Raw genomic sequence first — 24,817 nt, forward strand, 5'->3', positions numbered from 1 at the left:
ACAGACCGAATCGGAATCGAGCGGCGGCGTACTGATGCGCGACCGGCTGGTGAAGCGGGTCGGCGAGGCGGCCGCCGGCGGGTTCGTGCTGGCCATCGGCGGACTGCTCGCGTGGATCCTCTCGACGCAGGTCGACTACGAGCTGCTCTCCTCGCCGCTCATCGCCCGGCGGTTCGCGGAGGCGTTCTTCCTCGTCGTCCAGATCGTCGTGATATCGAGCCTGCTGTCCGTGACCCTCGGCGTCTTCGTGGGGCTCGGCCGCATCTCGACGTCGCGAATCACCGGGCGGATCGCGAAGGGATACGTCGAGTTCTTCCGCGGTACCCCCCTTCTGTTCCAGTTGTTCGTCATCTACTTCGGCGTCCCGCGGCTGTGGGCGACCGGGGAGTTCCCGTTCCCTGACTGGGCGCTCCCGGCCGCGATCGTCGGGCTCACGCTGAACCACGGCGCGTACGTCGGCGAGGCGATCCGCGGCGGGATCGACGCCGTCCCCGACGGCCAGATGGAGGCGGCGCGGTCGCTCGGGATGTCCCGAGTGATGGCGCTGCGCGAGGTCGTGCTCCCGCAGGCGTGGCGGAACGCGCTCGCGGCGATCGGCAACGACCAGATCATCCTCGTGAAGGACACCTCGCTGCTGACCGTTATCGCCGTCCCGGAGATCATGAGCGTGTTCCGAAACATCAACAGCAACCAGCTCGACCCGTGGACCCCGCTCGTGTGGGTGTGCGTGCTCTACCTCGTCATCACGATGTCGATGAGCCAGCTCGTCAACGGACTGGAGCGCCGCTCCGACTGGGGGTCGGACAGCCGGATGTTCGGTCGGCTGTCGGGGCTCGGGTCCGGCGGCGACGCCGACGGGGGTGAGGAGGCGTGACCCGTCCGCTCGTGGAGTTCGACGGCGTCGACAAGTCGTTCGGGGACACGCAGGTGCTGTACGACGTCGGCCTCTCCGTCGACGAGGGGGAGGTGGTCGTCGTCATCGGGCCGTCCGGCTCCGGGAAGTCGACGCTGCTCCGGTGTACGAACCGATTAGAGGAGATACAGGCCGGTGACATCCGGCTGGACGGGCGGTCCGTCATCGAGACGGACGTGAACGAGATCCGCCAGCAGATCGGGATGGTGTTCCAGTCGTTCAACCTCTTCCCGCACAAGACCGCCCTCGAAAACGTCGCGCTCGCGCCGGAGAAGGTGAAGGGCCGGCCCGAGGCGGAGGCGAGAGAGGCTGCGGCGGAGCTCCTCGACCGGGTCGGCCTCGCCGACCAGGCCGAGTCGTATCCGAACGCGCTCTCGGGCGGGCAACAGCAGCGCGTCGCCATCGCCCGGGCGCTGGCGATGGAGCCGAAGGTGATGCTGTTCGACGAGGTGACGAGCGCGCTCGACCCCGAACTCGTCGGCGAGGTGCTCGACGTGATCGAGGGGCTCGCGGCCGACGGCATGACGATGGTCCTCGTCACCCACGAGATGGGGTTCGCCCGGGAGGTCGGCGACCGCATCGTCCTGATGGCCGACGGCCGGGTCGTCGAGCGGACCGAGACGGCGTCCTTCTTCGAGGAGCCGGGGACCGAGCGCGGTCGACAGTTCCTCTCGCGGCTGCTGTAGGGTCTTTCACGGCTGTTATCCGTCCCTCGCGGCCGTTGTCGGTCCCTCCGCGTCGAGTTCAGAGGTCGGTGACGACCTCGACGCCGCGCGCGTCGTACTCGTCCATGGCCGCGAGCCGCCCCGACACCTCCGACAGCGACAGTTCGTCGGTGACTAACGCGGCGGGGTCGACCTCGGTCGCCTCGATCAGCGCGAACAGGTCCGGATAGCTCGTCGGCGGCATCCCGCGCGAGCCGATAAAGGAGATCTCCCAGCGGGTCATCCAGTCGGTCGGGAGCGACACCTCACCTCGCTCGGCCTCGGTCGTGAGGCCGACCTGAACGTGGGTGCCGCGCGGTCGCAGCGACCGGACCGAGTTCCGGCAGGTCTCGGCGATCCCTAAGGCGTCGAGCGACACGTCCGCGCCGCCGTCGGTGCGGTCGCGGACCCGCTCGGGGACGCTCCGCGAGTCGGCGTCGGTCGGGTTGACGGTCGCGTCAGCACCGGACTCGGTCGCCATCGCGAGCGCGTCGTCGTCCACGTCGACCGCGATGACGCGCGCGCCGAGCGCCGCGGCGACCTGGACCGCGGAGAGGCCGACGCCCCCGCAGCCGTGGACCGCGACGGCGTCGCCCCCGCCGACGCCCGCCCGCTCGGCGAGCGCGTGGTACGCCGTCATGTATCGACAGCCGAGCGCCGCGGCGGCGGTCGCGCCGAGCCACGGCGGGCGCTCGACGAGGTTGTAGTCGGCCGCCGGGACCGACACCCGCTCCGCGAACGCGCCCTGTGCGTCGGGCTCGAACCCCAGCGCGCGCCCGTCCTCGCAGACGTTGCCGGCCCCGCGACGGCAGTGCGGACAGGTGCCGTCGCCGAGCGAGAAGGGGACCACGACCCGGTCGCCCGGGCGAAACCGGTCGACCTCGTCGCCGACGGCGACCACCTCGCCGGCCGGTTCGTGGCCGAGGATCTGGCCGCGCGGGACGCGGTCGTCGGCCCACTCGCCGTGGCCCGCCCACGCGTGCCAGTCGCTGCGGCAGACGCCGCAGGCCTCCACGCGGACGACGGCCCCGTCGGGTGCCGGCTCGGGGGCCGGCACGTCGCGGACCGCGAGCGGCTCGCCGTACTCTCGCAGGATCGCTGCGCGCATACGACCACACACCGGCGGACGGGACAAAGTTCTCTCGACACTCGCGGACCCTCCTGATCGGGAGCAACTGATTCCCCTTCGAGCCGACCGTCGGCTCGTCCGCGACAATTATTTCGCGCGTTTTCGACTTGATCTCAGCGCATGACAAGTGATAGTCGAGTAAGGTTTATATCGGCCGGGTAGACTCGTTGACACGTGTCGGAACGAATGGAGCAGCGGCCCGGGATCGCGTACCGTCGTCCCGGGGGCGACGCCTCGCGGTTCGTGGTCGAGGCCGCCGGAGACCCGCGGCTCGACCTGCCGGAGCGGCCGGACGGGGGGTGGCTCGGCTGCGTGGCCGACGAGGATCGGGGCCGGCTCCGCGCGGCCTTGGAAGTCGATCCCGTCGACGTCGTGTATCGCGTCGAGAGCGGCGCGGGGTCGCGGTGGATCCACGAGCGCGGCCGGGAGGTCGACGACGGCGACGTGGTCGGCTACCTCTTCCCGGCGGACGAGCGCGTCGAGCGCCGCCGACGGCTGGAGCGCCAGCGGGAGCGGCTGGAGGAGTTCGCGAGCGTCGTCTCGCACGACCTCCGGAACCCGCTCTCGGTCGCGGTCGGGAACATCGAGCTGGCGGCCGACCTCGACGCCGACCTCGACGGCGACGGGACGACGGAGCGGCTGGACCGCGCCCTCGACGCGCTCGACCGGATGGACGACCTTATCGGCGACCTCCTGACGCTGGCCCGGGAGGGGGAGACGGTCCGAGCCGCCGAGCCGACGGAGCTGCGGTCGGTCGTCGAGCGGGCGTGGCGGACCGTCGGCGAGCCAGCGGACGCCGCGCTCGTCGTCGACGGACCGCTCGGCGAAGTCTCGTGCGATCCCGACAGGCTCCGCCAGGCCTTCGAGAACCTCTTCCGGAACGCGCTGGAACACGGGACGCCCGACAGCGTCGACGCCCTCTCCGGTCCGGCGGAGGGAACGCCCGAAGACGACATCGAGTCCGGGACCTTCTCGACGGGCGGGGAGGCGTCGGCGGAGAACGGCGCGACGGGCGCGCCGGACGCGTTTGACACGCCGGACGCGTCGGACCTACCGGACGCGGCGGTCCGCGTCCGCGTCGGCCCGACCGACGACGGGTTCTACGTCGCGGACGACGGCCCGGGAATCGAGGTCGACCAGCGGGACGCGGTCTTCGAGCCGGGACACACCACCGCCCCCGACGGCACCGGCTTCGGGCTGGCGATCGTCGAGCGCATCGCGGGGGCGCACGGCTGGGCCGTCTCGGTGACGGAGAGCCGGGAGGGCGGCGCGCGGTTCGAGTTCGCCTGCGACGAGTCGCTCGACGCCGGAGAGTCGGCCGAAAGCGAGCCGAACCCGACGCACAGCGCGTGAGCGGCCGCGGCGCGCGGCCGCGGGCCGATCACATGAAGTCGTTCAGTCCGGCCTGATCGTCGTCCCCATCGTCGGGGTCCGCGTCGGTCGCCGGCGCGCCGTCGGGGGCGTCGGCCGCCGCGCCGCCGCGGTCGGACTCGGCGGCGGTCGGCGCGGAGTCGTCCACGGCGGAGCCGTCGCCGGCGGCCCCGTCGTCGCCGTCGCCCGCGCGCCCCGTTCCGCCGAGCGCGAAGGCCCCGTCGGCGTGTTCCTCGATGAGGTCCTCGCGGCGGGCCTGCGCGTCCTCGACGATCGACGCGACCTTGTTCGTCGACTCGCCGGAGCCGGTGACGAAGGCGACGCCGGCCTCGTCGAGGTCGTACGCCGCCGCCATCGCGACGGTCAGCTCGCGGGGCTTACAGTGGTGGGTGATCGCTTCGAGGAACGGCAACACCTCGCGGCGCGCGGTCGCGACGCTACAGCCGCTGGCGGCCGCGATCTTGCCGACGACCTCGTCCGCGGTCGCGTCGGACGACGACCAGAACTGCGGCCGGCCGTACCGCGTCCAGCCGCCCTTCTCGCCGTCGCGGGCGGCCGCGACGCCCGCCGCCGCGTTGTCGGTCGCGTACCGCCAGTAGCTGTAGTTCTGCGTGGCGCGGACCCGGCCGAGCCACACGTCGGCGTTCGCGAGGAAGTCGTACGCGCGGACCGCCTCCGTCGGCTCGTACACGTCCAAGACGTTGTTCTCGATCCACGCCGCCAGGTCGTCGGGCGTCTCATCAACCGCGTAGGCGGACTGGAGCGCCTCCTCCGCGGACTCCTCCTTCAACACGGCGTCGAGGAAGGGGAACAGCCCGAGCGCCTTGTCGCGGTCGCCGGTGACCACGTCGGCGACCGTGATCGAGTCGCGCCCCTGCGTGGCGGCCTGGAGGTCGTTGACCGCGCCGCGGAGGTCGCCGCGGTTCCCCTCCGCGATCTGCTGGAGCGCGTCGGACTCGAACTCGATTCCCTCCTTGCGGCAGATGTCCCGGAGGACGGGAACGATCGAGCGCGCGGAGACGTCGCGGAACTCGATCTCTTGGGTGGCGTTCCGGAGCCCCCGGGACATGTCGTAGTAGTCGTTGGCGATGAGGACGATGGGCTGGCCCGACTCCTTGACCAGCTTCGTGATCGCCGAGGCCCCGCCGCGGTCGTAGTTGCCGTGGATGTTGTCGGCCTCGTCCAAGATCACGAGCTGGCGCGAGGCGGTGTCGCCGCCGGCCGCGCCGCCGCCCGCCGCGCTCCCGCCGAGCGTGGCGTTGCGGGCGGCCCGCCCCGCGAAGCGCTCGATGACGTCGGCGGTGCGCTGGTCGGAGGCGTTGAGTTCCACCGTCTCCCACCCCATGTCGTTCGCGAGCGCGTGGGCCGCGCTCGTCTTCCCGACGCCCGGGCTGCCGTGGAGGACGACCGCCTCGTGATGGTCGTCCCACGAGCGGGCCCACTCCGCGAACGCGTCGCGGGCCTTGTCGTTGCCGCGCACCTCCGAGAGCGTGCTCGGGCGGTACTTCTCCGTCCAGTCGGCCATTACCGGAGCAAGGAGCGAGCCGCGTTTAGTGGTTGCGGAGCGTCAGTCGTCCGCCCGCTCGCGGAGGTCGAGACGCGGGGTGAACCCCTCGTACGCGCCGTCACTAGATACGACAAGGTGGAGCGCGTCGAGCGTGAGCCGGGAGGTCCAGAAGTCGTCCCGATGATCGCGATACGTCGACTCGGCCGCGTCTCCGAGCCGGTCGTCGTCTTTGATCAGCGCGAGGAGGAAGTCGGTCTCCCCGTACGTTCAGCGCCCCGCCTCGTCGATCGCGGCGTCTCGCGCGCCGTCACGCAACTCCTCGGCGGTCTTCTTGACATCCTCGAACTCGTCTCTGAGCGCTTCGAGCGGGTCCTCCGAGGGCCGATCGTCGTCCTCGGGACGCCACTCGGAACTCGACATATACGGCGGTACTCGTGACGGTATTATAAATTCTCGCCGATAGGTGGAACCGGATCTGCGAGGTGTTTCCGGATCGGCCGTTCGCTTCGCTCGCGACCACTCAGGGAAAATTCGATCAAAAAGCGCGAGCTCTACTCCCCGACCGCCTCCTCGATGATCTCGATCTCCTCGTCGGTGAGTCCGTACAGCTCGTAGACAATCTCGTCGATCAGGTCGTCGGTCTTCTCAATCTTCTCATCAAGTTCCTCGGCGCGCTCGACCGTTTCCAGATGGTTCTCTAAGTCGTCGGCCACGTCGTCGACATCCGGGAAGTTCGTATGGGACCGCTGAGGACAGCGACACGGTCTGAGTTGTACTCCATCCGATTTTCGGAGGTTTTCAGTGTCATTATTCGTATAGTTTGTCGAGATTCTCACGGCGGATCGCCATTCGCCGGAGCTTCTCAGGCTGGTCGTAGACGCTGTTCACGAGCTCCACTGAGGTCGCCATCTTGGTCGCGATGTCTTCGGGCGCCCATCCGCGGTCGCGATGCCACGTCACCGAGCCCGTCCGCCACTTGTGCGGGGACCGAACCGACGGACAGCGCGACTGCTGACCGTGGACGCGGGCCTCGCAGTCGGCCGGGTCGCGGTCGTGAGGGCACTCCTTCCCGACCTGACACGGCTGGGTCAGCTCGTACGCCCGGATCCGGATGCCGGAGACGGTGATCCTCCCCGGCGACTTCTTCGAGGTGAGCAGGGGCTTCCGGTCGTTCTCGTCGGAACCCTCCACGCGGCGATACCGGATGTAATCCCGGAGGACCTCACCGAGCTCCTCCGAGATGTTCACCGGGCGCTCGCCGCCGTACTTCTTCTTTAGTGGCGTGTCCTCGTCCGGACGGTGCCGGAAGTAGACGAACGGCAGCTCGACGCCGCCGAGGATCTCTTCCAGGACGGACTCGCCGACGTCGAGGTCCTCCTGGTACCGCAGCCGATCGAGATCGTCCTCTTCGAGGTAGACGTCCTCCAAGTCGAGTGCTCGGAGCGACCCTGCGCGGGCGCCGGTCTCCCACAGCAGGAACGCGAGGACGTGGTCGCGGCTCGCGTACTCGAAGCGGTCGAGGTACTCGAGGATATCCTTCGCACGCTGTGTCGGAAGCTTCTCGCGGTTGATCCGCTCGTCCTTCGAGAGCTGCGGGATGTCGACCTGACTTGCGACCGCCGGCTCGACCGCGTTCGCTCTGATACCGAACTCGAGGTACTGCCGGATCGTCCCGAGTTGGTTGTTCAGCGTGTTCTTCTGGATGTCACCGCTGGACCGGCGCATCGAGTCGAACCGGAGCACGTGGCGCCCGTTCAGGTCGTTCAGGTTGTCGACGCCCTCCTCTTCGAGGAACTCGACGAACGGCCTGACTCGGTAGCGATAGCTCTGGACTGTGCTCTCGGACTTGTCCATCTCCTGCCGTTCGAGCCAGATCTCGAACGCCTCGCGCGGCGCCATCGGAACGAGCTCGTCGCCGGCTGCCGGCGCCTCGTACTCGTCGTCCCTCACCGCTCACCTCCGAGCACGCGGATCGCCTCGCGCAACATCTTCTCGTCGGCGCCGTTCGCGAGCTCGACGAGGCGCTTCACCAGCAGGTCCCGCTCGGTCGACGTCGGCGGGTCCGGCCACGGCGTGCCCTTGACCTCGGTCCAGAGGAGGTACATCGACTCCTCGTCGAACTCGACTTCGAGCGGGCCGTCCGCCGTGATCAGCGTGAGAACGTAGCCGTCGTCGTCGACCGTCGGCCCGTACGTTACCCCCGTAAGTGGGCGCTCAGCGTCGACGACGCGGCGTTCGATGTTGCTCCCGCTCATCCTCGGATGACCTCCCTGATCCGGCGGACGAGGCCCTCATCGCGCTCGGCCACATCGGCGGCCGTGTCTTCGCTCGGGAAGTCGCCGTACCCCTCGTGTTCGAGCAGCTCCTGATTACAGGATCCGATGGCCGCCTCAGAGACGTCGACGACCTCGCTGATCTCATGCTGGTAGCGTTTCTCGTTGTAGAGCACGCCGGCGAGGTACACGCTCGCGGCAGCGACGACGCTCGGCGAGCGGTTGATCGGGTACTGGAAATCCGCGGCCTCAGCGAGCTCGTTCGCTCGCTCGGTGACCCGATCCGAGAGGTCGAGTTCATCAGCGATTTCGTCGACGCGGTCCGACGCGAGGTCGAGGTCCGTCATCGGTCGTCCCCGTCGATCATGATGTCCGAGAGGTCGCCGGCGTCGGCGCCGTCGCTCTCGGCTTCCATCTCCTCGGTGAACGTCTCCACCTCGTCGCGGAACAGCCGGAAGAACTCGCGCGTCGAGTCCTCCGAGCGCACCTGCGAGTGCTGCTTCGTGATCGCGTTCACCATCGACTCGAAGACCTGTCCCTCGTCTTCGAGGACGTTGATGCCGTCCGAGAGGCGCCGATACGCGAGCGCCTTCTGGAATATCTTCGTGTTCACGACCGCCTCGATCTCCTCGTCGCTCAGCTCGTCGAGATCGATCATGCCGCGACACCCCCCGAAGACTGATGCTGCTGATAGCGCAACTGCGAGCCACGATGACCGACGAAGTCCCCGACACCTGCGCCCGTTGCGGAGACACGATCCCCGGCCGGCCCTCCGTGTTCGACCTCAAGCCCGATTACCGGGAGTACCTCGAAGAGGAGCGCGACCTCGACTGGTTCCCGATGGGTCCGGTCGTCGTCTGCTGTTCCGACTGCTCGCACCGACTCGATCACCTCCACGAGGCGCTTTCGGAGCACCGGGCCTACGGGAGCGACGAACAGACCGAAGAGATCGAGTTGATGCTCTTCGGCGAACTCGACGATCTCGACCTCGACGGCGTCGTCGACCACGGGCACTTCCTGTAAGCTACGCATCGCCCACCTCCTCCGGTAACTTCGCCTCAACGCCGAAAGCGAGGTCACCCGTCGGGTGGATGTGTGCCCACGTCGACCGGAGGTCGTGGGCTCGATAGAGGTCGCTCAGGTCCGTCGTGGACGGCGTGTCACCGCTCACCCGGACGACGAAGTGGGTCGCGAAGTCCCGATGGTCCGGTTTCTGGTGGTACTCCACGACGTCGGGATGCTCGTCGAGCGCGTCGACGATCGCCTCCAGGTCGCGAACGTCATCGAGCCGCGGCGGCCACGGTTTCACGTCGTCGGTCCGGACAGGGGATTCGGACTCGCTCACGCTGACTCACCTCCGTCGTTCCGTGGGATCATCGCCCACTGGGCGCGCTGGTCCATCGACACCGTGACGCCGCCGAGGCGGTCGACGTCGGGGTAGTACTCAGCGAGCGCGACCCGCGGTGCTTCCTCCGGTTTCCGGCACCACTCTGGCGTCAGGTTCTCCTCCGCGTTCTGTAAGAGGATTTCCGGGAAGCGGTTGAACAGCCGGCGCTCGATCTCCTCGATGTCGATCTCGTTTGCGACCTCGTCGCCGACCGCGCTCTCGTCGACCCACGCGTGGAGGCCCTGATCGTTCCGGTGGAGCGTGATCGGCACCTCGACGACGTTCGGTTCGTCGCCGTCGGCCTCCGCGATCGCCAACTGCTCCGCGACCACGCCGGCGTGCGAGTTCCCCGACATCACGCACCTCCGTCGATCGCTCGCGCAATGTGGTCGCGGCGCTCGTCGAGGACGCGGAACCCCTCCTCGGTGACGCGGTAGAAGTTCGACCGGTCGTCGATCTTCCCCTTCTCGATGAACCCCATCGCGGCGAGATCGTCGAGGTTCGGGTAGAGGCGGCCGTGGTTCACCGGCTTCTCGATGACATCTTCGAGGCCGTCCTTGATGGCGAGGCCCTTCACCTCGCCCAGCGAGGACTCCAGCCGCGCGCAGACGGCGAGGATGTCGATTTGGAACATGGTGAGGTCGGTATGGCGGATGCGGTGCGTCTCGGGGTCGGTCGTCGGCGTAGTGGAGTCGGAACTCATGCGTCTGTGAACTGCGAGGTGTCTCGGCCGATCGCGTCGAGCAGGTTCCGGAGCGGAACGCCGCTGACGTCGAGGCCGCCCGGTGACAGCGTGGCGCGACCGCCGAAGCCATCGAACGCGTAGCCGTGCGTCGAGAGCGGGCGACCGCACCCCGGACAAGCGTCGCTGTCGCCAGTGAGAACGATACCGCCGTGGTCTGTGCCGGGAACTTGAAGGTCCCCGGACGGGTTTGCTGACATGGCTTTCGTGCTACTTCACGGAAGCCCACGCGGACCCGAGCCCCAAACTCGGGGTCCGCATTTGTTCTGCGACGGGACCCATCGGCGAGCGACGGGTCCGCGAGAGTGCTTCCGTAGCTACACGTTCTGAAGGCAGGGGTAATCAATTTAACGACGTACGTAGTTTGATTCTCACCACGTACATGGTTAGAACGAAATGAGATAGGCGAAATTTTACTTTCATGGTCAGAGATATGACTCGAGAAATGGTGGAACGCGTATCGTGGCTCTCTCCGGTGGATTACGAAGTTCTCGGCTTTTTCGAGAGCCACGATATAGTGACCTCGCCGAAGGTACTCGCAGCCAACATCGACTACAACCGTCAGTACGTGAGTAAACGGTGTAAGGTCCTCCTCAGTAGCGGACTGTTGGAGCAGCCCGAAGACGGCCTCTATCGACTCTCTGACTTCGGTCGCGATTTCCTCGCGGGGGACGTTGAAGCAGAAGTCATCGAAGACGCCGGCGCGTAGCGACAGAACGCTTATTCTAGGGTCATCACTACTACCGGTCATGAGCAGTGGCCGCGAGATCCGCCTGATCGAGGAGGACGAGGGCGGTTGGTCCGCGATCGACGAGGATCTCGGTGTCGCCTCGTGCGGTGACACCCGTAAAGAGGCGCTGGAGATGCTCGACGAGGCGGTGGCCCTACACACCGAGGTTGGTGAGGCAGTCACCGACGAGGACTCGGACGAGGTAGGCGTGCCCGACGTTCCGTGGTTCGACGACGCTGACGAGACGACGTAATCGTGGTTCGGAAGCGATTCACCGGGCGGAAGGCCGTCTCCGTACTCTGTCGCCGGATCGACGAGCATCGCTGACGATCACACCTCCTCCGGATCGAAGTTCATCACGAGTCGCTCCTCGGTCTCCTCCGACGACCTGTGCTTCCCGTTGGTGATGAACCCATTTTCCTCGCTGTGCGGCTCGTCCGTCGGCTGGGTGTGTGCGTCGCTCATGGTCGTGTCGTCAGTCATCATTGGTCGGTCGTCGCGCGGTCCTAGTCGTGCCGTCGTGAGTCGGCATGTGTCGAGGTCGTCTCGACGCACGGATTACTGTGGCCCGGGCGGTTCCGAACGGTTCCGGATGGTCGCGCCCTCGGTACCGTGTACGGGTTTCGGCAGTTCTAGATGGTGTTCCGGATGGTGATCGCGTCGCCTATCGGTCGGGATACAGATCGACATCGCCGCGGAGCTCACGGAGCGTCGTCTGGGTGACGTCGTGGCTCGCGCGGTCGCCGCGGATGAGAGTCGCGATCGCTGCCGCAAACAGCGGTTGTCTCGATACTTGGACCTGGTCGGCTGGTTACATTAACTAAGAACGGCTGTGTTGAATCGCCATACGGCGGCAGGGTAGGTCGCTAAATCAAAGGCGTTGAAGCGGGAAGATTCGGTTGCCTATGACACAAATCTCCCGCTTCATCGGGGAGGTTGTGCCGGTTGCTCAAAGAGTTACTGGCGATGGAGGCGAATCCGCCGCCCCGGAAGGCGGCGGCGGATTCGCCGACTACGCACTCGTTTCCCTCCACTGTCTGCGAATTTACCTCGATACATCGTACCGCATGACGATCGGCCTGCTCAAAGAGATGCCACAAATAACCGGGGAGATCGGCCTTAGCGCGGCCGATCTCCCTGCGCCGTCCACGTTGTGTAAGGCGTTCGACCGGATCAGTATGAGTGTTTGTCGAGTGCTGCTGCGCCAGTCGGCGCAGCTGCACGATCTCTCCGAACACGCGCGCGACATCGACGCCACATTACGACCGCTCACCAGCCAGCCGCCACTACTGCCAGCGAATCAGCTACCGCGTTCAAAAGCTGAAAGTCACGAAACTCGTCGATACAGCGTCGCAAGCTGTCCTTGACGTTCACTGCTCGACGAACCGAGAAGGAAGTGACGCAGATCTCGCTGAGCAGATCGCCCGCCGGAACGCGGGCGATCTGCGGTCTCTTGCGGCCGATAAGGGCTACGACAAGAAATCGCTCCGCGAAGGATTACGCGATCTTGGGATCAGACCGCTGATCAAGCACCGCATCTTCGCGCCGTACGACCACGCACACAACGCCAGAATCGACGATAATCGCTACAATCAGCGCTCTATGACCGAAACCGTGAACTCGGCTGTGAAGCGCTCGCTCGGCTTCGCCGTGCGAGCGCGGTCCTGGTTCCGTGAGTTCCGCGAGATCGCTCTGATGTGTATGGTCTACAACATCAAGCGCTTCGTCAAACAGTGAATCTCTACGCCTTACAGCGATTCAACACAGCCCTAAGAACAGATCAGGAGTCAGTCACTCCTCGGATTGTCCAAACTCACACCAAACTTGTCTGCTGTCCATTCTGTGACCGCTTGACGAATATGAGCTGTAGTTTCAACACCGACAACCGACCCCCGCGGAGTTCCTTCCCACGCGGAAATCCAACCAGGGATATTCCGCTGCCCCGATTGGTCGTCATCCCCGTTGATGTAATTGATAAGGAACCAGTGATCATCAGCAGTTGCCCGGTAAAGTGCGCTCTCGAGAGGAAGAGGATAGTCGAGGTCCCCATTCGCGTGCGGTTCAATCAAATCGTCATCGAACAGGACAAGCGTCGGCGTATCTGTGTGTAGTGCGTGTAGTGTCTCGACAAGTGTTCCAATCTGAGGTGTCTCTGAAAAATAAGCTACAACGCCGTCAGCGGCGTTGATTGCCTGAACATCTTCCGATACCGCACCTTGGACAAAATCACCTCCGTGGTCGAAGTATGTATCTTCTGGGTGATAGAAGGTAATCCCCTCAAGAGATTCTTCGACACTACGCCGCCACCAAGAATCTTCACTGTCCTGCCAGCGCATCGCCCCTGCCGTGTATATTCGGGGATAGTCCTGTGTTGGTTGTACGGACATACACCCCCATTTCCAGTAAGTATGTTTGAATGTTCTGCTGTCCGAAATAACTCAGTGACACGCTGACGAATACATTTTTGCCCCATTGTTGACTTGAGTAGTCCAATATGGCGCTCAATTGGGCCAATTTTCTTGGCTTCAGCAGGTAACAGCTACACATTCACTGCGTGCCGGGAAGTTTTCATGCTTGGATTATATGTCCTATATAAGGGCACCAGTATGTACTTCGAACCGGGTAACCTCGAAGGGAAAGAAACTGGGGCAATCCTCGACAGATTGATCCAGTACGTCACAAAATCCGACGAGGAAATTGCTGAAGAAGGACGTGAGAAGAAGAAGACTACGACCGAGCTTAAGGTATTCCTCGCGGAAAACAGAGGGCTTGAGCAGGGTGATATTGAGGAGCGAATCCAAAATCTGCTCTTTGCTGACGGGCTCACAAAGCCACAAACGGAGTTCTTCGACTCTCATAATTTTGAGGAGTATATACTGAACGAGGAACTCTCTAGTGTAGAAATCACGACCCCGCAGTACGATCGTACCGACCAGTTCTTCTTCTATTACCCAGATAACTACCTTCGAGTTTTCACTATTGAGCGGCGAAAGTGGACTGAAAGGACCGTAGAGCGTTTGATTAAGTACTTGCCTGAACTGGATCGTCTCCTTTTGTCTTCGGAAGATCTGGAAGAAATATCCGAGGACCTACAGAAGACCGACGTCTCCGGGTTCACTGCTAAGTACCAGCCGTATTACAGGGAACAGAGCGTTAGTATTCAGTTCCACGGATCTGAGCCGGGAGACCTCGAAAAGGTCGAGGAGGAGTTCAACGCTCGCCCATCTCGGCTCGAACTGAGTCGCAGAAACAGCCCTGCGGACGCGGTGAAAACATCAATGGATGTTGGCGGATACTTCTCTGTCCCACGCATCCGGGAAGATAGCCAAGATCTCGGTCACGAGACGCTGATGCATCTGGGCGAAGAGTATCAGTCACGCGACAGAGAGAACTTCGATGTCGAACAAAAACCTAGGAAGATACCACAAAGACAGGGCTTCTCAATTGAAGGACACGCGACGCTTGAATTGGTGGAGCAGGTCGACGACCTCGAACCAGATGTCGCTCCTTCCCACGAGGGCTTGGTCCAGAAATTAGAGGATGAGGTAATTGACGGGAAACGACGGTACGAGTACTCGGTTTGGGAGGACGGCAATTACATGGTCTTCGACAAAGAGCGGGATGAGCCGTTTGAAATCACCATTGAGGATCGGAATATCGTCCTCCATGCGAAGCCGGCGACAAGCTCGGTCACACTTCGCGACTTCTGTGAGATAATAAGGCGAGAGTTCAACACCACCTATCGGTTAGAAAAGACTTCAGAGAAGGTGGGGGTCCTGTAAATGTCGGAGTGGTCCCGTCAGAAAGACGAGATCTACTCATACAACCTCTTTCACGCTGCGATTAAAAGCCGCCACAACACAACAGGCCTCTCTTCCCGTGGATTCGGGTTAGTTGGTTCATTCATGCGGATCCCAGGTGGTGAAGAGGATCCAACACCTGATCCTGACTTCACCCTGTTCAAAGACGGTGTTCTGTTGTTCGTCGAGATCAAGGCTGGAGAGAATATCAACAATAGCCATATCGATCAGATGCGAGAGTATAGCGAACTCGGGCTCGAAGCGGTCGAAGAGTTCGCGATGCAGACTGATCTCGCAGAACGATATAACCGAGATGATATTGTGGGCTTTGAGCACTGTATTGTGTACGGCGAAGAGTTCATCGAGGACTGTAAGGAGGAGTATGAAAACTGTCGAGAAACTCTCGAAGAGTTAGCTGAATACGCACCAGTGCTCACTCAACAGCGTGGTTCGACTCTCCGGCTCGATTCTGGATCGTTCTCGCGAGACGAGTACAATGAAAGGTTCTTAGATGGAATTCAGCTGCCGAAAGCTACTGATAAGGTCATTTATCTTCCTGAGAATGTCGAATTAGAAGCCCTTAGCTACTCAATCACACACGATATTGTGCTGAACAATCTGAATGGCGAAAGCTTCGAGGCTACTGCCTCAGAAATACAGAACTTCCATGGGAGACGCGATGTCCGTCTCAGAAAAATAAAGCAGAGTCTCCAATTTCTGTCGTATGTAGAGGCATGTCACAGACAATCTGATGGGAGCTATCTATTTCGTCGAGACGATTTGGGGGACATTCTTGGCGTCGAGGATCTTCTCCGCGAAAAGAGGGTAGAAGATCTCCTTGAGGAGGCTGATGGCGAACAGGCCGGTCTTCAAGAGTTTTTCTGAGCCAGTTTTAGACTTCGACTCTTGTGGCGTCAACTGCCGACTTCTCATACCAGTCGAAAAGGTCAGACCTCCACGGAACGATACGCCACGGCAGACATTTGCTGGTGTGGGTTCACCCGCGATATCTTTGATCCGCCCTGTGTAGAGATAGGAAGAGAATAGATCTGATCCGATATCAAGATCTGAAGATCCTCGGATCTTCGCAGGAAACTCCCTTACTCCTGTTATGACTTATTATACTACCCACTCAAGCCGTTCTCACCAACATGGTACTCAGTGATTATCTAAACGAGACACCGTGGAACGAAGAGCATCCTGCGATTAAGGATACGCTGGATCAGTTGTTCGAGAAACAGTATCCCGCGGACCTGATACAGGGGGAACTGGCTGAACAACTGAAGGGGGTATCAATCGACGTCGAATCGCATGAAAACCTCCCATACACACCCTACGAGTACGACAAAACCCCAACGCTAGCTCGAAAGTGGGAAGCCATGCTTACCGAGTACATGCTCTGTGAACACTCGCGCTACGACAAGCGATACCAGCAGTCTGCGGCGAGAGCAACTGAACACCTCGACTGCTCTGCTGCCGAGTCAGTGAAGAGCGGGCTCACGAGGGAAACGTTCTACGAACCGTTTGAAGTGAGTCCAGAGGGGTCTGAGGAAATCATCTCTATTTCTGCTCCATCTGCCAAGCTGATCCGCGATATCCTCAATGAGGCGGAACGGATCCTAAGACAAGAGCCGGATATCATCGAACAGATCCAAGCACACCACAGTTCTTGAACGGAAGGATACCTCCTGTGGAGACCCGCCCTTAGGTATCTCTGGCTCGAATTTCATGAATCCCGCTCTGTCGCGTCTCCTATCGACCCGTGCTTTCCGCTGTTGATGAACTGCTTCCCTCCACGGTCGAGTATACGCACAAAATCTCGCAACCCCCTAACCTCAAGATACCACTCTCACAAGACCTGTCTATGAGCGACGTGGTCTACGCGATTCGGATTTCTCACCTCGAATACTCCGGGCTCAAAATCATGGACATCAAGATCGGCAAGTCCACCGATATCGACAACACCCTCCGCCAGTACAGCCGGGGCAACCGGGACATCGAGCTCCTCGACATGTGGACGCCGAACCCCGACAAGACTCTCTCGACCGCCGAACGCGGCGTCCACGCGGTCGCCGAGCGCTACGCTTACGACAAACAGAGCGAGAAATTTGTCTTCCTCCAAGGCGCGTACCAGGAGTTCGCCGAGACGGTCAACATGCTCCTCCGGAACGTGAGTCGCGAGGACCTCGCCGCAGCGTCAACGTCGAGCGAGTCCGACGCCGTCAACGACTACACCGGCACGACACCTTCCGTGGTCAAGATCCTCGGCGAGACACATGATGTCGGCAGCTGGGCGGACGCGCTGAGCGTGGCCGTCGCCGAAATCCTTCGCAACGTCGACGACCCGGGGCGCATCACCGAGATCGACGGCCGAACGCGGAACTACTTCGTGGAGGACGGCCGGCAGTCCGATCTAGTCGCGCCTCGGCGAATTCCCGATACCGATCTGTATGTCGAGACGAACTTCTCCGCGAACGATTGCGTTCGGAAGATTGAGCAGGTGATGGCGAAGTACGGATATGATAGGGCTGAACTGGAGATTTTCACTGAGGAAGTTTAATTAATTTCACCTTGGGTCAGTGGACTCGCTCAGGGTGCCAGTTGCTTAGGTCGGGCCCTTTCTGTCCACGTCATGGTTCTATAGCGTCGACTGCGAGACTAGGGTTGGTCCACTCTCATCTGTATCGGTCTGTTCTGGAGCAACAGCCATCCAGCAGATCAGCTTGACCTCTTCCTCCCGAATTGGTGGCAATGGCTCAGGGGCATCATAAGGTTGGAGCCCCAGTTCATCGGCCTTGTCGACTATTTTACGCGTTTTTTCTTCACTCTCTAATCCTTCATCGCGAACCAGCTCTCTCATTTCGCGCTCGTACTGATGGGGCCATGGAGCTCCTAGTGAATCGATAAGCTCTTCTTGGCGGTTCTGGGTTAGTTCTGAGGGCCAATATTCGCGAACGTGCTCAATTGCCTCTCGAAATGCTTTCGGAACATCTGGTTGAACACTACGCGGATCTGTCTGTTCTTGCCACTGCTGCCAGATGTCCACCTTCGCATTTTCCCAAGCATCGTAGACTCCTTTTTTAAACTCGTTCGGAAGTTCACGCGACGTATCGCGGTCGCAGTCGATCCGCTGGAGACAGGTGAGCGTGTCATCGATTATTTCTGTTTCATCGTTGTCCGGAACGAATCGCATGAACATTTCTCCCCCTACCCGAGCACAGAAGAAGTAGCCGGGATTCTCACCACGGAATCCGGATCCTGATGCCCACGGGAGCGACGTGATCTGATCTTCCCGGTCTTCCAGACCTTCGCGAAGCTCCTGACGGTACTCTTCGCCGGAGTATGCCGCTGCTTTGCCACCGCCTTTCTCGTAGACTTCTTCGTCTTCTTCGCGGATCGATTCGATATCTTCGACCCGGTCAGAGAAGTTCTGCTGCATCGTATCCATGTCCGGAATGACCTGACTGTCGAGGCCGATGGATCGAGCAGCCTGAGTCACCTTCTGACGAACGCGGAACTCAAGTTCTAATAGATCGTCGAGGCGATCTTCTGGGAAAAACGTCATCGGGAATATCTCGGGGTGTGGCGAGTTGATGCGGTCGATACGGCCATTCCGTTGGACGACACGCATCGGATTCCACGGCAGGTCGTAATTAATCACGTTGCGGGCCTGTTGGAGGTTGACTCCTTGAGCGAGCACGTCGGTTGTAACGAGTATATCGTACTGGTCTTCGACACCCGCTGGCGCATCCGCAGAGTCGGGGGCGAAGCCGTGAACTGCGTCTTCTCTCGTAATGCCTCGAACTGATCCGTCCCCAGTAACGCCAGCGATCCGTCCCTCGTAGCAAGAAAGGGTATCGTCGTTCTGGACGCACTCTTCTAAGTAGTCCAGAATCCAATCAACGGTGTCTGCGTAGTACGAAAAGATGACGACCTTCCGATTCTGCTGGAACGCCCCCTCTACCTCGAGTTCGGGATCTGTCTCCGCATCTTCTTTGGCGTCCTCAACGATATCGACGAGCGTCTCGCCGAGGGTATCGAGCTTTTCGTCTTGCTCTTGCGTGACAACACTCACGCGCTCGTACCATCCCTGTAGGATTTCCAAGTCCGCTTCGAGGTCCTGACGGAACTCCGCGACTTCCGCTTCCGTCGCACCGAGATTGTATATCGTTTGGTCGTTGGCTTGGTCGAAAGCGTTGTCAAGTGCCTCGTCGCTGTCGGCCTCGACCCACTCTTCGATCGCGTCGGGCTTGGGGAACATCCCGTTGTCGAGTAGGTCCAGCGCGGCGCGATTTTGGTTGATCATCCGCTCTAGCGTGTTGGCGAACGCTTTGCTCGAGGACTCGAAACGCTTCAGCAGGCCAGTCCTGAGCAGCCCGACAAGCGACAGTTCCGAGGCGTCTTCTTCGCCTTCGAGGTAGTACGACGGTCGGTATCGGGCGAGTGTGAGGTCTGATTCGTCGTGATCTCCAGCTGCCAACCCTTCTGCGACGTCGTCGAAGAACGCGTCCCCGAACGTGTCGCTAAAGTCGTAGTCGATACGTCGAGGTTGCGACTCAGGGAACGTGATCCTGACCTCGCTGCCCTCGCCGTCAGGCAGGGTCGCGTTCTCGTAGTGTTCCCGGATGAATCGTCGCGTCCGTCGAACAGTTGTCTCGTCAAGGACGTCGAACAGGAGGTCGGGACTCAGGTCGGATGGGTCTTCAGACTGTGCGTGCTTGAATCGGTCACGTAGCGACCGAATCCCCTCAGAAGCGAACGCTGCGTCGTTCTTAATGAAGTAGTACAGCAGGTAGTAGAGGTCCCACAGGGAGTTGTTCACCGGCGTCGCCGTCAGCATCACGACGTCCTTCGGCGGGTCGTCACGCAGGAGCTGTCGCAGCGCGTCGGCCTGCTGTGTACCGGGATTGCGGAACGCGTGCGCCTCGTCGATGATAACGAGCTGGTACTCCTCTTTGTCCAAATCCAGATACGACCGATCACCACCAAGCTGGCGTTCATTCCGTAGTTCAGAGTACGAGAGTGTCTCGAACTGAACCCCCCACTCGGGCGCCTTCGACTCCCACATCCCGTCCCGGAGATAGGCTGGCGCCACCACCAGCGCGCGTTGGCGGTTCTCATTGACTGTCTTTTCGAGGAGCTTCCCGGCGATATAGGTCTTCCCGAGGCCAACCTCGTCGGCGACGACCACGCCGTTGTGCTCGTCGAGGAAACGTTCGGCACGACGAACCCCATCCTGCTGGAAGTTGGTGAGGTTGATCGCGCCATCGTCCTCGGCTTCCTCCTCGAGTTCGTCGCCGTAGCGTTCGTAGAGGACGCGTAGGTAGATGAGATACGGGTCGTAGGGTTCGAACCGTTCCTCGTAGATCGACGCCAGGTCGTAGGACTCGGCGTCGGCCCAGATGTCCTCGAACCACTCGTTGACCTGCCCTGTCACAGAGGGGCTGTACTGGCCGACGTTCAGCTCCATGTTCGACGTCAGGCCCGCACCGGTAAAGTTAGAGGAACCGACCAGAGTGCCCTGGTCGTGTGAGAAGAGATACGCCTTCCCGTGGAGGAACCGTTCTTCGTAGCGCCTGACTTTGACGTCACCACTCCGCAGGAAGTCGACGAGTTGCTGGAGGCGGCTGTCGATGCGCCGAGAGAACCCCAACAGGTCACGGTCCTGGTCGAGGTTCCGATCCAGAGTCTTGAGCGATTCCTCGAGGCGCTTCTGGTTGTACTCATCGCCACGCGGCTCACCCGGCTGGCGCCAGCGTTCGGTGTCTTTCTGGTCTGGCTGTGCGCCGAGCAGGAGGCGAACTTCGCCAACTTGGTCGAGAGCGTCGGCTACTTCGAAGTAGCCACGGGGGTTGAAATAGCCCGTCGCGATGTCCAGGTTGGGCTCTGGACCCATCTTCTCGCGCAAGTCGTCGATGTACTCATTGATGGCCACGGCAAGGGTGTTGCCTCCCCTATTGTCGATAAACTCTGGCCTGGTCATGTGTCAGCCTCCAGCCGGTCGTCCCACTCGTCATAGTGTTCGAGCACTGCGTTCTTGCGGGGCCCGTGGTCCCAGTTGTCGTGGAACGTCTCGAAGATGACCTGGAGGTTCTCACGGCTCAGCCCGTAGAGGTGGGCGACGACGGCGTCAAGTTCGTGGATCTTCTCCTGTTTCTCATCTTCGTCAAGCGGCCCATAGTCAACGCCAACCTCGTCAGCCCAGTTTTCGTAATGCTCGTTGACAGCCGCAAGCCGGCCCGAGAGCTCGACGGCACGCTGTCGAAGAGTAGAGTCGCGTCCGGGCCGGGGGATCGGAAGCCCGCGTGCGATTTGTAGTGTTACATGTTTTGAGACAAAACGTCTGGAGAACCAATCCAAAGGAATCGATGATAGAACCCCTAGCAGGTATGCCTCATCAGTTTCGTCTCCCTTTGGCCACAGAAGATAGGGTGCCGTATCTGTAAGAAACACGTTCTCTCGAACCAACGCCGGGCGGACTGTTCGGCTATCGGTACTGCGAGAAACGTCTCGGAAGACGATGCGAGCGTCATAGCAGGGGAGTGTTTCTGGATCTTTGACCCATCCTTCAGTCATCCCCGCAAACTTTGAGTTTGATCCAGCGTATTTATACGAACTCTCCCTACTCTCTTGGAGATATTCTGTCATCACATCTGGGTCTGCCCAAGCATATCTCGTTCCTGTATCAGGATCCCAAATATCGAACGACTTGCCCTTCAGCACCGGCCAATAATCCTCTGGGGGGTCCTCAACGAAGTGCATTAGCCGCGTACCATCGTCTTTCGTTTTTTCGGTCCCCGAATTAAGCTCAGTAGTTGGGTATGCGTGCCATTCTCCTTCAAAGTCAAGTCGGTGCGGATCAGCAAGCACGTCAAAGGCACTCGCTGTGGAGGGATCTGGTGGAAGTATCGGGAGAGAGGCGTTGCCTGTCCAGTTTAGTGAATCATCCACCTTGAAATAGTGAGGCTCCTGAAGCGATTCATCCTCAAATTGCTTTGGGCTTGTAAACGGCCCTCTGATCGGGACCTCGCCCTTGACGTTCTCTTTCTTCTGAAAACTCAGTAGCCCTATAGTGTACTGAGGATGGATGTCTGGGAATACCCAATTCTTGTTATTAATCAGGAATGTGAGGTCAAGGATGGTTCCCTCCTCCAGAACCTCGCGGCGGAACTCTTCTGAGATGTCTCCTGACAGGGCACCACGTGGTAGAACTACGCCAGAGTGGCCACTTTCCTTTGCCAACCTCCAGAACCGCCAGCAAAATGCTAAATAGGTGTCTGGAGCGGAACCTCCGGTACCTACCCCCGGGTATGGTCCATCCCGTAGAATCGAGCTTCTTCTCTGCTGCTCTGCTAGTTCACTTTCGTACGTTTCGACTAAATCTGGTCTCTCCTCTTTCAAATCATTTCGAATTTTCTCAAACTCGCTCTGTGTCTTGGCTTGGATTCCTGGCTCGTAGCGGGACCAAAACCCCTTCTCCTCCAACGTGGACTCTTCCCATGGCGGATTGCCTAGCAATACGTCAAACCCAGAGTTATCTCCATTGAATACTTCTGGGAAAGCAGTGGGAAAATGTAGATGGTTGATTCCTTGTAATGCTTCTTTAGCTACTTTGTACTCCTGTGTTTCAAAGAGGTCTACCCCATCGTCATTCACGACACTTGGGTCAATTTCCTCATCGATACGCGAGGCAGCCAAAACGTCAAACGCGGCGCGAGTCTCTTCTAACTGACCCTGGATCTTTTCGCGCGTTTCCCGAGCCTCGGCGACTTGTTGAGCGTCGGCATCCGCGAAGCTTCCGAGCTCGTCAATGGCATCCTCAATGTCGTTCATGACGCTGGAGCCGCCCATGAACATCCCGAGGTTCGTCTGGTCGATGTCGAGAATTTCGCTCACTTCGTCCAGCGTGCCGATGCCTGCCAGCGAGTCGCCCGTAGTGAGGTTGTAGTCGAGGAACGCCAGCGGCAACCCCGGAACGAACGTATGTACCCACAGCGAGAGGCGCGCCAGCTCCGTCGAGAGATCATTCACGTCAACGCCGTAGATACACCGACGAGCGACCTGTCGTCGTAAAAGCTGGCTACGCTCAACTTCGGGCATTTCCTCACTGCTCTCGAAGGCATCCTCGGCGGCGTCGCGCAGACGGTCGAGTTCTTCTTCGACCTGTGGGAGGTGGACATCCTCCCGAGCCAGGTACTTCATCAGGCGGTTCTCGATGCGGTCGACGGCGCCGACGAGGAAGTGTCCCGACCCCATCGCGATGTCGGAGACCCGGAAGTCGAAGAACGCCTTGGCGGCAGCTGTACGCCCTTCCTCCTCACGCAGTTGATCCAGCCTCTCTAGGTGATCGTCCAGTGCAGGTTCAAGTGAGTGGTCGAGAAGGTGTTCAACGAACTGGGTTTTCGTGTAGTACGATCCGGTGGCTTTCCGCTCACCGGATTGACCGTGGAGGTACACTTCGTCCTCCTCAACCACTACGTCCTCGTTGTTCTCACCTAACTGCTGTTGGCCTGTGGGGTCAACCGGGGTGTAGTGCCCCTCGTCGTCGACGGTCAGGTCCTGGTCGGCGACCGAGAGTTCAGACTCAAGCAGTCCCTCGTAAATGACACCAAACTCCCGAACTCCGATGTTCCGGAAGTCGACCGGACCCTCGATGTCGTCTGCCTCGGACTCGTCGATGAGCAGGTTCGCCAACACTGGGCCGAACTGGTCGTCAGTCAGTTCGATCTCCGCTAGTCCAGCCCCAGCTTCTGTGATCTCCTCGTCAGAGGAGAGCAGCCGCCCGTTGTACTCGGGCAGACTCCACTCGGAATGACCGTCGTGAATCGCTCGGGAGAGCTCCATCACGTCGCCCCAGTGTGTCGTCGACCGCTCATCGAACTCAACCCCCTCCTGCCGAAGCTCGTGAAGTTCGTGAGCTTTTGCTTTCAGTGAACGGCGCTCGTACCGAGGGTTGTGGCGCGGGAGGAACCCTTCGTCTTCAGCGTAAGCGATGAACAGAAGCCGGTAGAGCTTGATCAGCGCCATCCGGTAGGTTTCGTCCAGCTCGTCCTTCGTGGGGTCCTCGAGATCGCGGGCGTCGGCGATGGCTTCTGCAAGGTCGGGAATGACGTCGTCGTAGATTCGTTCTCGAAGGCGTCGACCTAACTCGGCAGCGTAATCCTTCGAGTCAGCCATGATCTCGTGGAGCGAACCCTCGTCTTGGAGGGCGCTCGACGAAAACAGTAGGGGAAGGTACCCGACGTTGTCGTCAGCGAGGAGATCCGTGTTGATCTCGACGAAGGTATCCGTTCGCCCACGAGAACCGAAGCCCGCATCCGGGTTAGTAGTGTACAGCCGTAGACGGCTCTGTGAACTGGCGATAACGTAGTCTAGGTTCTTTTTGTCAGCTTCGCTGAGCGCGTACGAGATCGGTGTCTGACCGGTGAAGCGTTTCTGCGCGTGATCGAATGTCTCGTCCTCATTTAGGAAGACGGCAACCGCCTGTTCTCGGCCGTCACTCGTGTCTTTGAGAATGTAACTGTGGTTCTGAAGTCTTTCAATCTCGTAGCCGAGGCCTTCTACTAGGTCTCGACCCTCTCCATCAAGCAGTCCTTTAGCTTGACTAACAGCATCGTTCCAGTCGTCGCGGTTAGGAACTCCTGTTTTCAGTTCGTGTGTTGAGAGAAGACCCTGATTGCGAAGACCGACCAATTCCTCATCGATTTGAGCTAAGACGGCACTGAGGAAACGCTGTGCGGCGTGATGATCCGGTCGGTCGATGGCGGATTTACAGATTCGCTCCACCTGCGATGGTTCGAGGTCGCGCTTAACATCTGGATTTTCCCCGGCAGGTCCGATGATGTCGACTATCTGACCGTCATCTCGAAGCACGACAACGAGAATCGGGTTGATTCGCTGGCTACGGCGATCGGTGTAGAGCCGCTGGAGCCAGTTCTTTTGTGGCCGGTCGTCACGTTCTGTAACAACGACTTCTAGGGCATTAGATCCCTCACCGAGATAGAGTTCGCAGTCGGTTCCAACCCGGTCTGATCTCCATGGTCGTTGTGTTTCCGACTCAAGGAACTCAATAGGCATTAAGAAAAGCAACAGTCTGTTGATTTATTATTCTTCTGTACTTTCTCGCGTGCTCTTAGAAACAAACGCAGCGTTCAAAGCGAAATATAGAGCCTTTATCCCCCTTTGGCAACGTCGTCTCGTGATTCTACTCTCTTGGAAGGATTGAGTTCGAAAAAATCAATTAGAATTAATATCTTCATAG

General features: G+C 60.5%; 24 protein-coding genes and 3 pseudogenes. 11 read left to right on the forward strand and 16 right to left on the reverse strand.

Annotation, left to right across the window (positions count from 1 at the left end):
• Positions 1-34 precede the first annotated feature (34 nt).
• Positions 35-874, forward strand: coding sequence for an amino acid ABC transporter permease (locus tag NAF06_RS09750; protein ID WP_008583828.1), 840 nt, complete (start codon positions 35-37; stop codon positions 872-874).
• Positions 871-1,599, forward strand: a complete 729-nt coding sequence (locus NAF06_RS09755) for an amino acid ABC transporter ATP-binding protein (protein ID WP_008583826.1) — start codon at positions 871-873, stop codon at positions 1,597-1,599. Before NAF06_RS09750 ends, NAF06_RS09755 begins: the two co-directional genes overlap by 4 nt.
• Positions 1,600-1,657: 58 nt before the next feature.
• Here NAF06_RS09755 and NAF06_RS09760 read toward each other — a convergent pair whose 3' ends face one another.
• Positions 1,658-2,725, reverse strand: coding sequence for a zinc-dependent alcohol dehydrogenase family protein (locus NAF06_RS09760; RefSeq protein WP_008583824.1), 1,068 nt, complete (start codon positions 2,723-2,725; stop codon positions 1,658-1,660).
• 207 nt (positions 2,726-2,932) lie between these two features.
• Between NAF06_RS09760 and NAF06_RS09765 the strand changes: the two genes are divergently transcribed.
• Positions 2,933-4,099, forward strand: a complete 1,167-nt coding sequence (locus NAF06_RS09765) for a sensor histidine kinase (RefSeq protein ID WP_008583822.1) — start codon at positions 2,933-2,935, stop codon at positions 4,097-4,099.
• A 28-nt stretch (positions 4,100-4,127) separates the two neighbouring features.
• Here the strand turns inward: NAF06_RS09765 and NAF06_RS09770 are convergent, their stop codons facing one another.
• The 7 genes and pseudogenes from NAF06_RS09770 to NAF06_RS09800 all read right to left on the reverse strand — a co-directional run bounded on the left by NAF06_RS09770 (position 4,128) and on the right by NAF06_RS09800 (position 8,555).
• Positions 4,128-5,642, reverse strand: a complete 1,515-nt coding sequence (locus NAF06_RS09770) for a replication factor C large subunit (protein ID WP_008583820.1) — start codon at positions 5,640-5,642, stop codon at positions 4,128-4,130.
• Between the two features lie 249 nt (positions 5,643-5,891).
• Positions 5,892-5,999, reverse strand: a pseudogene (locus NAF06_RS09775) (AbrB/MazE/SpoVT family DNA-binding domain-containing protein); the annotation flags it as partial.
• 176 nt (positions 6,000-6,175) lie between these two features.
• Positions 6,176-6,352 (reverse strand): annotated as a pseudogene (locus NAF06_RS09780) (restriction endonuclease); the annotation flags it as partial.
• 79 nt (positions 6,353-6,431) lie between these two features.
• Complete coding sequence (locus NAF06_RS09785; protein WP_008583814.1) at positions 6,432-7,574, reverse strand: tyrosine-type recombinase/integrase; 1,143 nt, start codon at positions 7,572-7,574, stop codon at positions 6,432-6,434.
• On the reverse strand, positions 7,571-7,879 hold the full coding sequence (locus NAF06_RS09790) for a hypothetical protein (RefSeq protein ID WP_008583813.1): 309 nt from the start codon (positions 7,877-7,879) through the stop codon (positions 7,571-7,573). The genes NAF06_RS09785 and NAF06_RS09790 overlap by 4 nt, the downstream gene beginning before the upstream one ends.
• Positions 7,876-8,244 (reverse strand): transcription initiation factor IIB family protein, encoded by a 369-nt coding sequence (locus NAF06_RS09795; protein ID WP_008583811.1) that lies wholly within the window; start codon positions 8,242-8,244, stop codon positions 7,876-7,878. Before NAF06_RS09795 ends, NAF06_RS09790 begins: the two co-directional genes overlap by 4 nt.
• On the reverse strand, positions 8,241-8,555 hold the full coding sequence (locus NAF06_RS09800; protein ID WP_008583809.1) for a hypothetical protein: 315 nt from the start codon (positions 8,553-8,555) through the stop codon (positions 8,241-8,243). Before NAF06_RS09800 ends, NAF06_RS09795 begins: the two co-directional genes overlap by 4 nt.
• A gap of 53 nt (positions 8,556-8,608) precedes the next feature.
• Between NAF06_RS09800 and NAF06_RS09805 the strand changes: the two genes are divergently transcribed.
• Positions 8,609-8,920: a hypothetical protein gene (locus NAF06_RS09805; RefSeq protein ID WP_008583806.1), complete on the forward strand. Its 312-nt coding sequence runs from the start codon at positions 8,609-8,611 to the stop codon at positions 8,918-8,920.
• A 1-nt stretch (position 8,921) separates the two neighbouring features.
• On the opposite strand, the gene NAF06_RS09810 is transcribed toward NAF06_RS09805, so the two are convergent.
• Genes NAF06_RS09810 through NAF06_RS09825 form a run of 4 tightly spaced genes read right to left on the reverse strand, consistent with a single transcriptional unit; the run spans position 8,922 to position 10,226 of the window.
• Complete coding sequence (locus NAF06_RS09810) at positions 8,922-9,242, reverse strand: hypothetical protein (RefSeq protein ID WP_008583804.1); 321 nt, start codon at positions 9,240-9,242, stop codon at positions 8,922-8,924.
• Positions 9,239-9,640 (reverse strand): hypothetical protein, encoded by a 402-nt coding sequence (locus NAF06_RS09815; protein WP_008583802.1) that lies wholly within the window; start codon positions 9,638-9,640, stop codon positions 9,239-9,241. The genes NAF06_RS09810 and NAF06_RS09815 overlap by 4 nt, the downstream gene beginning before the upstream one ends.
• Complete coding sequence (locus NAF06_RS09820; RefSeq protein WP_008583800.1) at positions 9,640-9,987, reverse strand: PadR family transcriptional regulator; 348 nt, start codon at positions 9,985-9,987, stop codon at positions 9,640-9,642. Before NAF06_RS09820 ends, NAF06_RS09815 begins: the two co-directional genes overlap by 1 nt.
• Positions 9,984-10,226 carry a hypothetical protein gene (locus tag NAF06_RS09825; protein WP_008583798.1) on the reverse strand — a complete coding sequence of 81 codons (243 nt, stop codon included), beginning with the start codon at positions 10,224-10,226 and terminating at the stop codon, positions 9,984-9,986. The genes NAF06_RS09820 and NAF06_RS09825 overlap by 4 nt, the downstream gene beginning before the upstream one ends.
• Positions 10,227-10,471: 245 nt before the next feature.
• Between NAF06_RS09825 and NAF06_RS09830 the strand changes: the two genes are divergently transcribed.
• Together NAF06_RS09830 and NAF06_RS09835 are read left to right on the forward strand one after the other, a co-directional pair.
• Entirely contained in the window at positions 10,472-10,735 is a 264-nt protein-coding gene (locus NAF06_RS09830; protein ID WP_008583796.1) for a MarR family transcriptional regulator, read from the forward strand.
• Between the two features lie 40 nt (positions 10,736-10,775).
• Positions 10,776-11,009 carry a type II toxin-antitoxin system HicB family antitoxin gene (locus NAF06_RS09835; protein WP_008583794.1) on the forward strand — a complete coding sequence of 78 codons (234 nt, stop codon included), beginning with the start codon at positions 10,776-10,778 and terminating at the stop codon, positions 11,007-11,009.
• Between the two features lie 77 nt (positions 11,010-11,086).
• On the opposite strand, the gene NAF06_RS09840 is transcribed toward NAF06_RS09835, so the two are convergent.
• The gene (locus tag NAF06_RS09840; RefSeq protein ID WP_239638713.1) at positions 11,087-11,242 is read right to left on the reverse strand and encodes a hypothetical protein; all 156 of its coding nucleotides are present in this window, start codon (positions 11,240-11,242) and stop codon (positions 11,087-11,089) included.
• A 419-nt stretch (positions 11,243-11,661) separates the two neighbouring features.
• On the opposite strand from NAF06_RS09840, the pseudogene NAF06_RS09845 reads away from it, so the two are divergent.
• A pseudogene (locus NAF06_RS09845) lies at positions 11,662-12,493 on the forward strand (IS5 family transposase).
• A 50-nt stretch (positions 12,494-12,543) separates the two neighbouring features.
• On the opposite strand, the gene NAF06_RS09850 reads toward NAF06_RS09845, so the two are convergent.
• A complete protein-coding gene (locus NAF06_RS09850) occupies positions 12,544-13,143 on the reverse strand; it encodes a nucleoside 2-deoxyribosyltransferase domain-containing protein (RefSeq protein ID WP_152418738.1) in 600 nt (199 codons plus the stop codon).
• 219 nt (positions 13,144-13,362) lie between these two features.
• On the opposite strand from NAF06_RS09850, the gene NAF06_RS09855 reads away from it, so the two are divergent.
• The 4 genes from NAF06_RS09855 to NAF06_RS09870 all read left to right on the forward strand — a co-directional run bounded on the left by NAF06_RS09855 (position 13,363) and on the right by NAF06_RS09870 (position 17,116).
• Positions 13,363-14,538 (forward strand): hypothetical protein, encoded by a 1,176-nt coding sequence (locus tag NAF06_RS09855; protein WP_100243509.1) that lies wholly within the window; start codon positions 13,363-13,365, stop codon positions 14,536-14,538.
• Positions 14,539-15,441, forward strand: coding sequence for a hypothetical protein (locus NAF06_RS09860; RefSeq protein WP_152418737.1), 903 nt, complete (start codon positions 14,539-14,541; stop codon positions 15,439-15,441). It begins immediately after the preceding gene.
• 266 nt (positions 15,442-15,707) lie between these two features.
• Positions 15,708-16,229 carry a hypothetical protein gene (locus NAF06_RS09865; RefSeq protein WP_251106154.1) on the forward strand — a complete coding sequence of 174 codons (522 nt, stop codon included), beginning with the start codon at positions 15,708-15,710 and terminating at the stop codon, positions 16,227-16,229.
• 191 nt (positions 16,230-16,420) lie between these two features.
• Complete coding sequence (locus NAF06_RS09870; RefSeq protein ID WP_008583772.1) at positions 16,421-17,116, forward strand: hypothetical protein; 696 nt, start codon at positions 16,421-16,423, stop codon at positions 17,114-17,116.
• 78 nt (positions 17,117-17,194) lie between these two features.
• Here NAF06_RS09870 and NAF06_RS09875 read toward each other — a convergent pair whose 3' ends face one another.
• Entirely contained in the window at positions 17,195-20,539 is a 3,345-nt protein-coding gene (locus NAF06_RS09875) for a helicase-related protein (RefSeq protein WP_008583770.1), read from the reverse strand.
• Positions 20,536-24,633, reverse strand: coding sequence for an Eco57I restriction-modification methylase domain-containing protein (locus NAF06_RS09880; RefSeq protein ID WP_049908743.1), 4,098 nt, complete (start codon positions 24,631-24,633; stop codon positions 20,536-20,538). The genes NAF06_RS09875 and NAF06_RS09880 overlap by 4 nt, the downstream gene beginning before the upstream one ends.
• Positions 24,634-24,817: the final 184 nt, after the last annotated feature.

This window comes from Halorubrum hochsteinianum (assembly GCF_023702125.1).
Lineage (GTDB): Archaea > Halobacteriota > Halobacteria > Halobacteriales > Haloferacaceae > Halorubrum > Halorubrum hochsteinianum.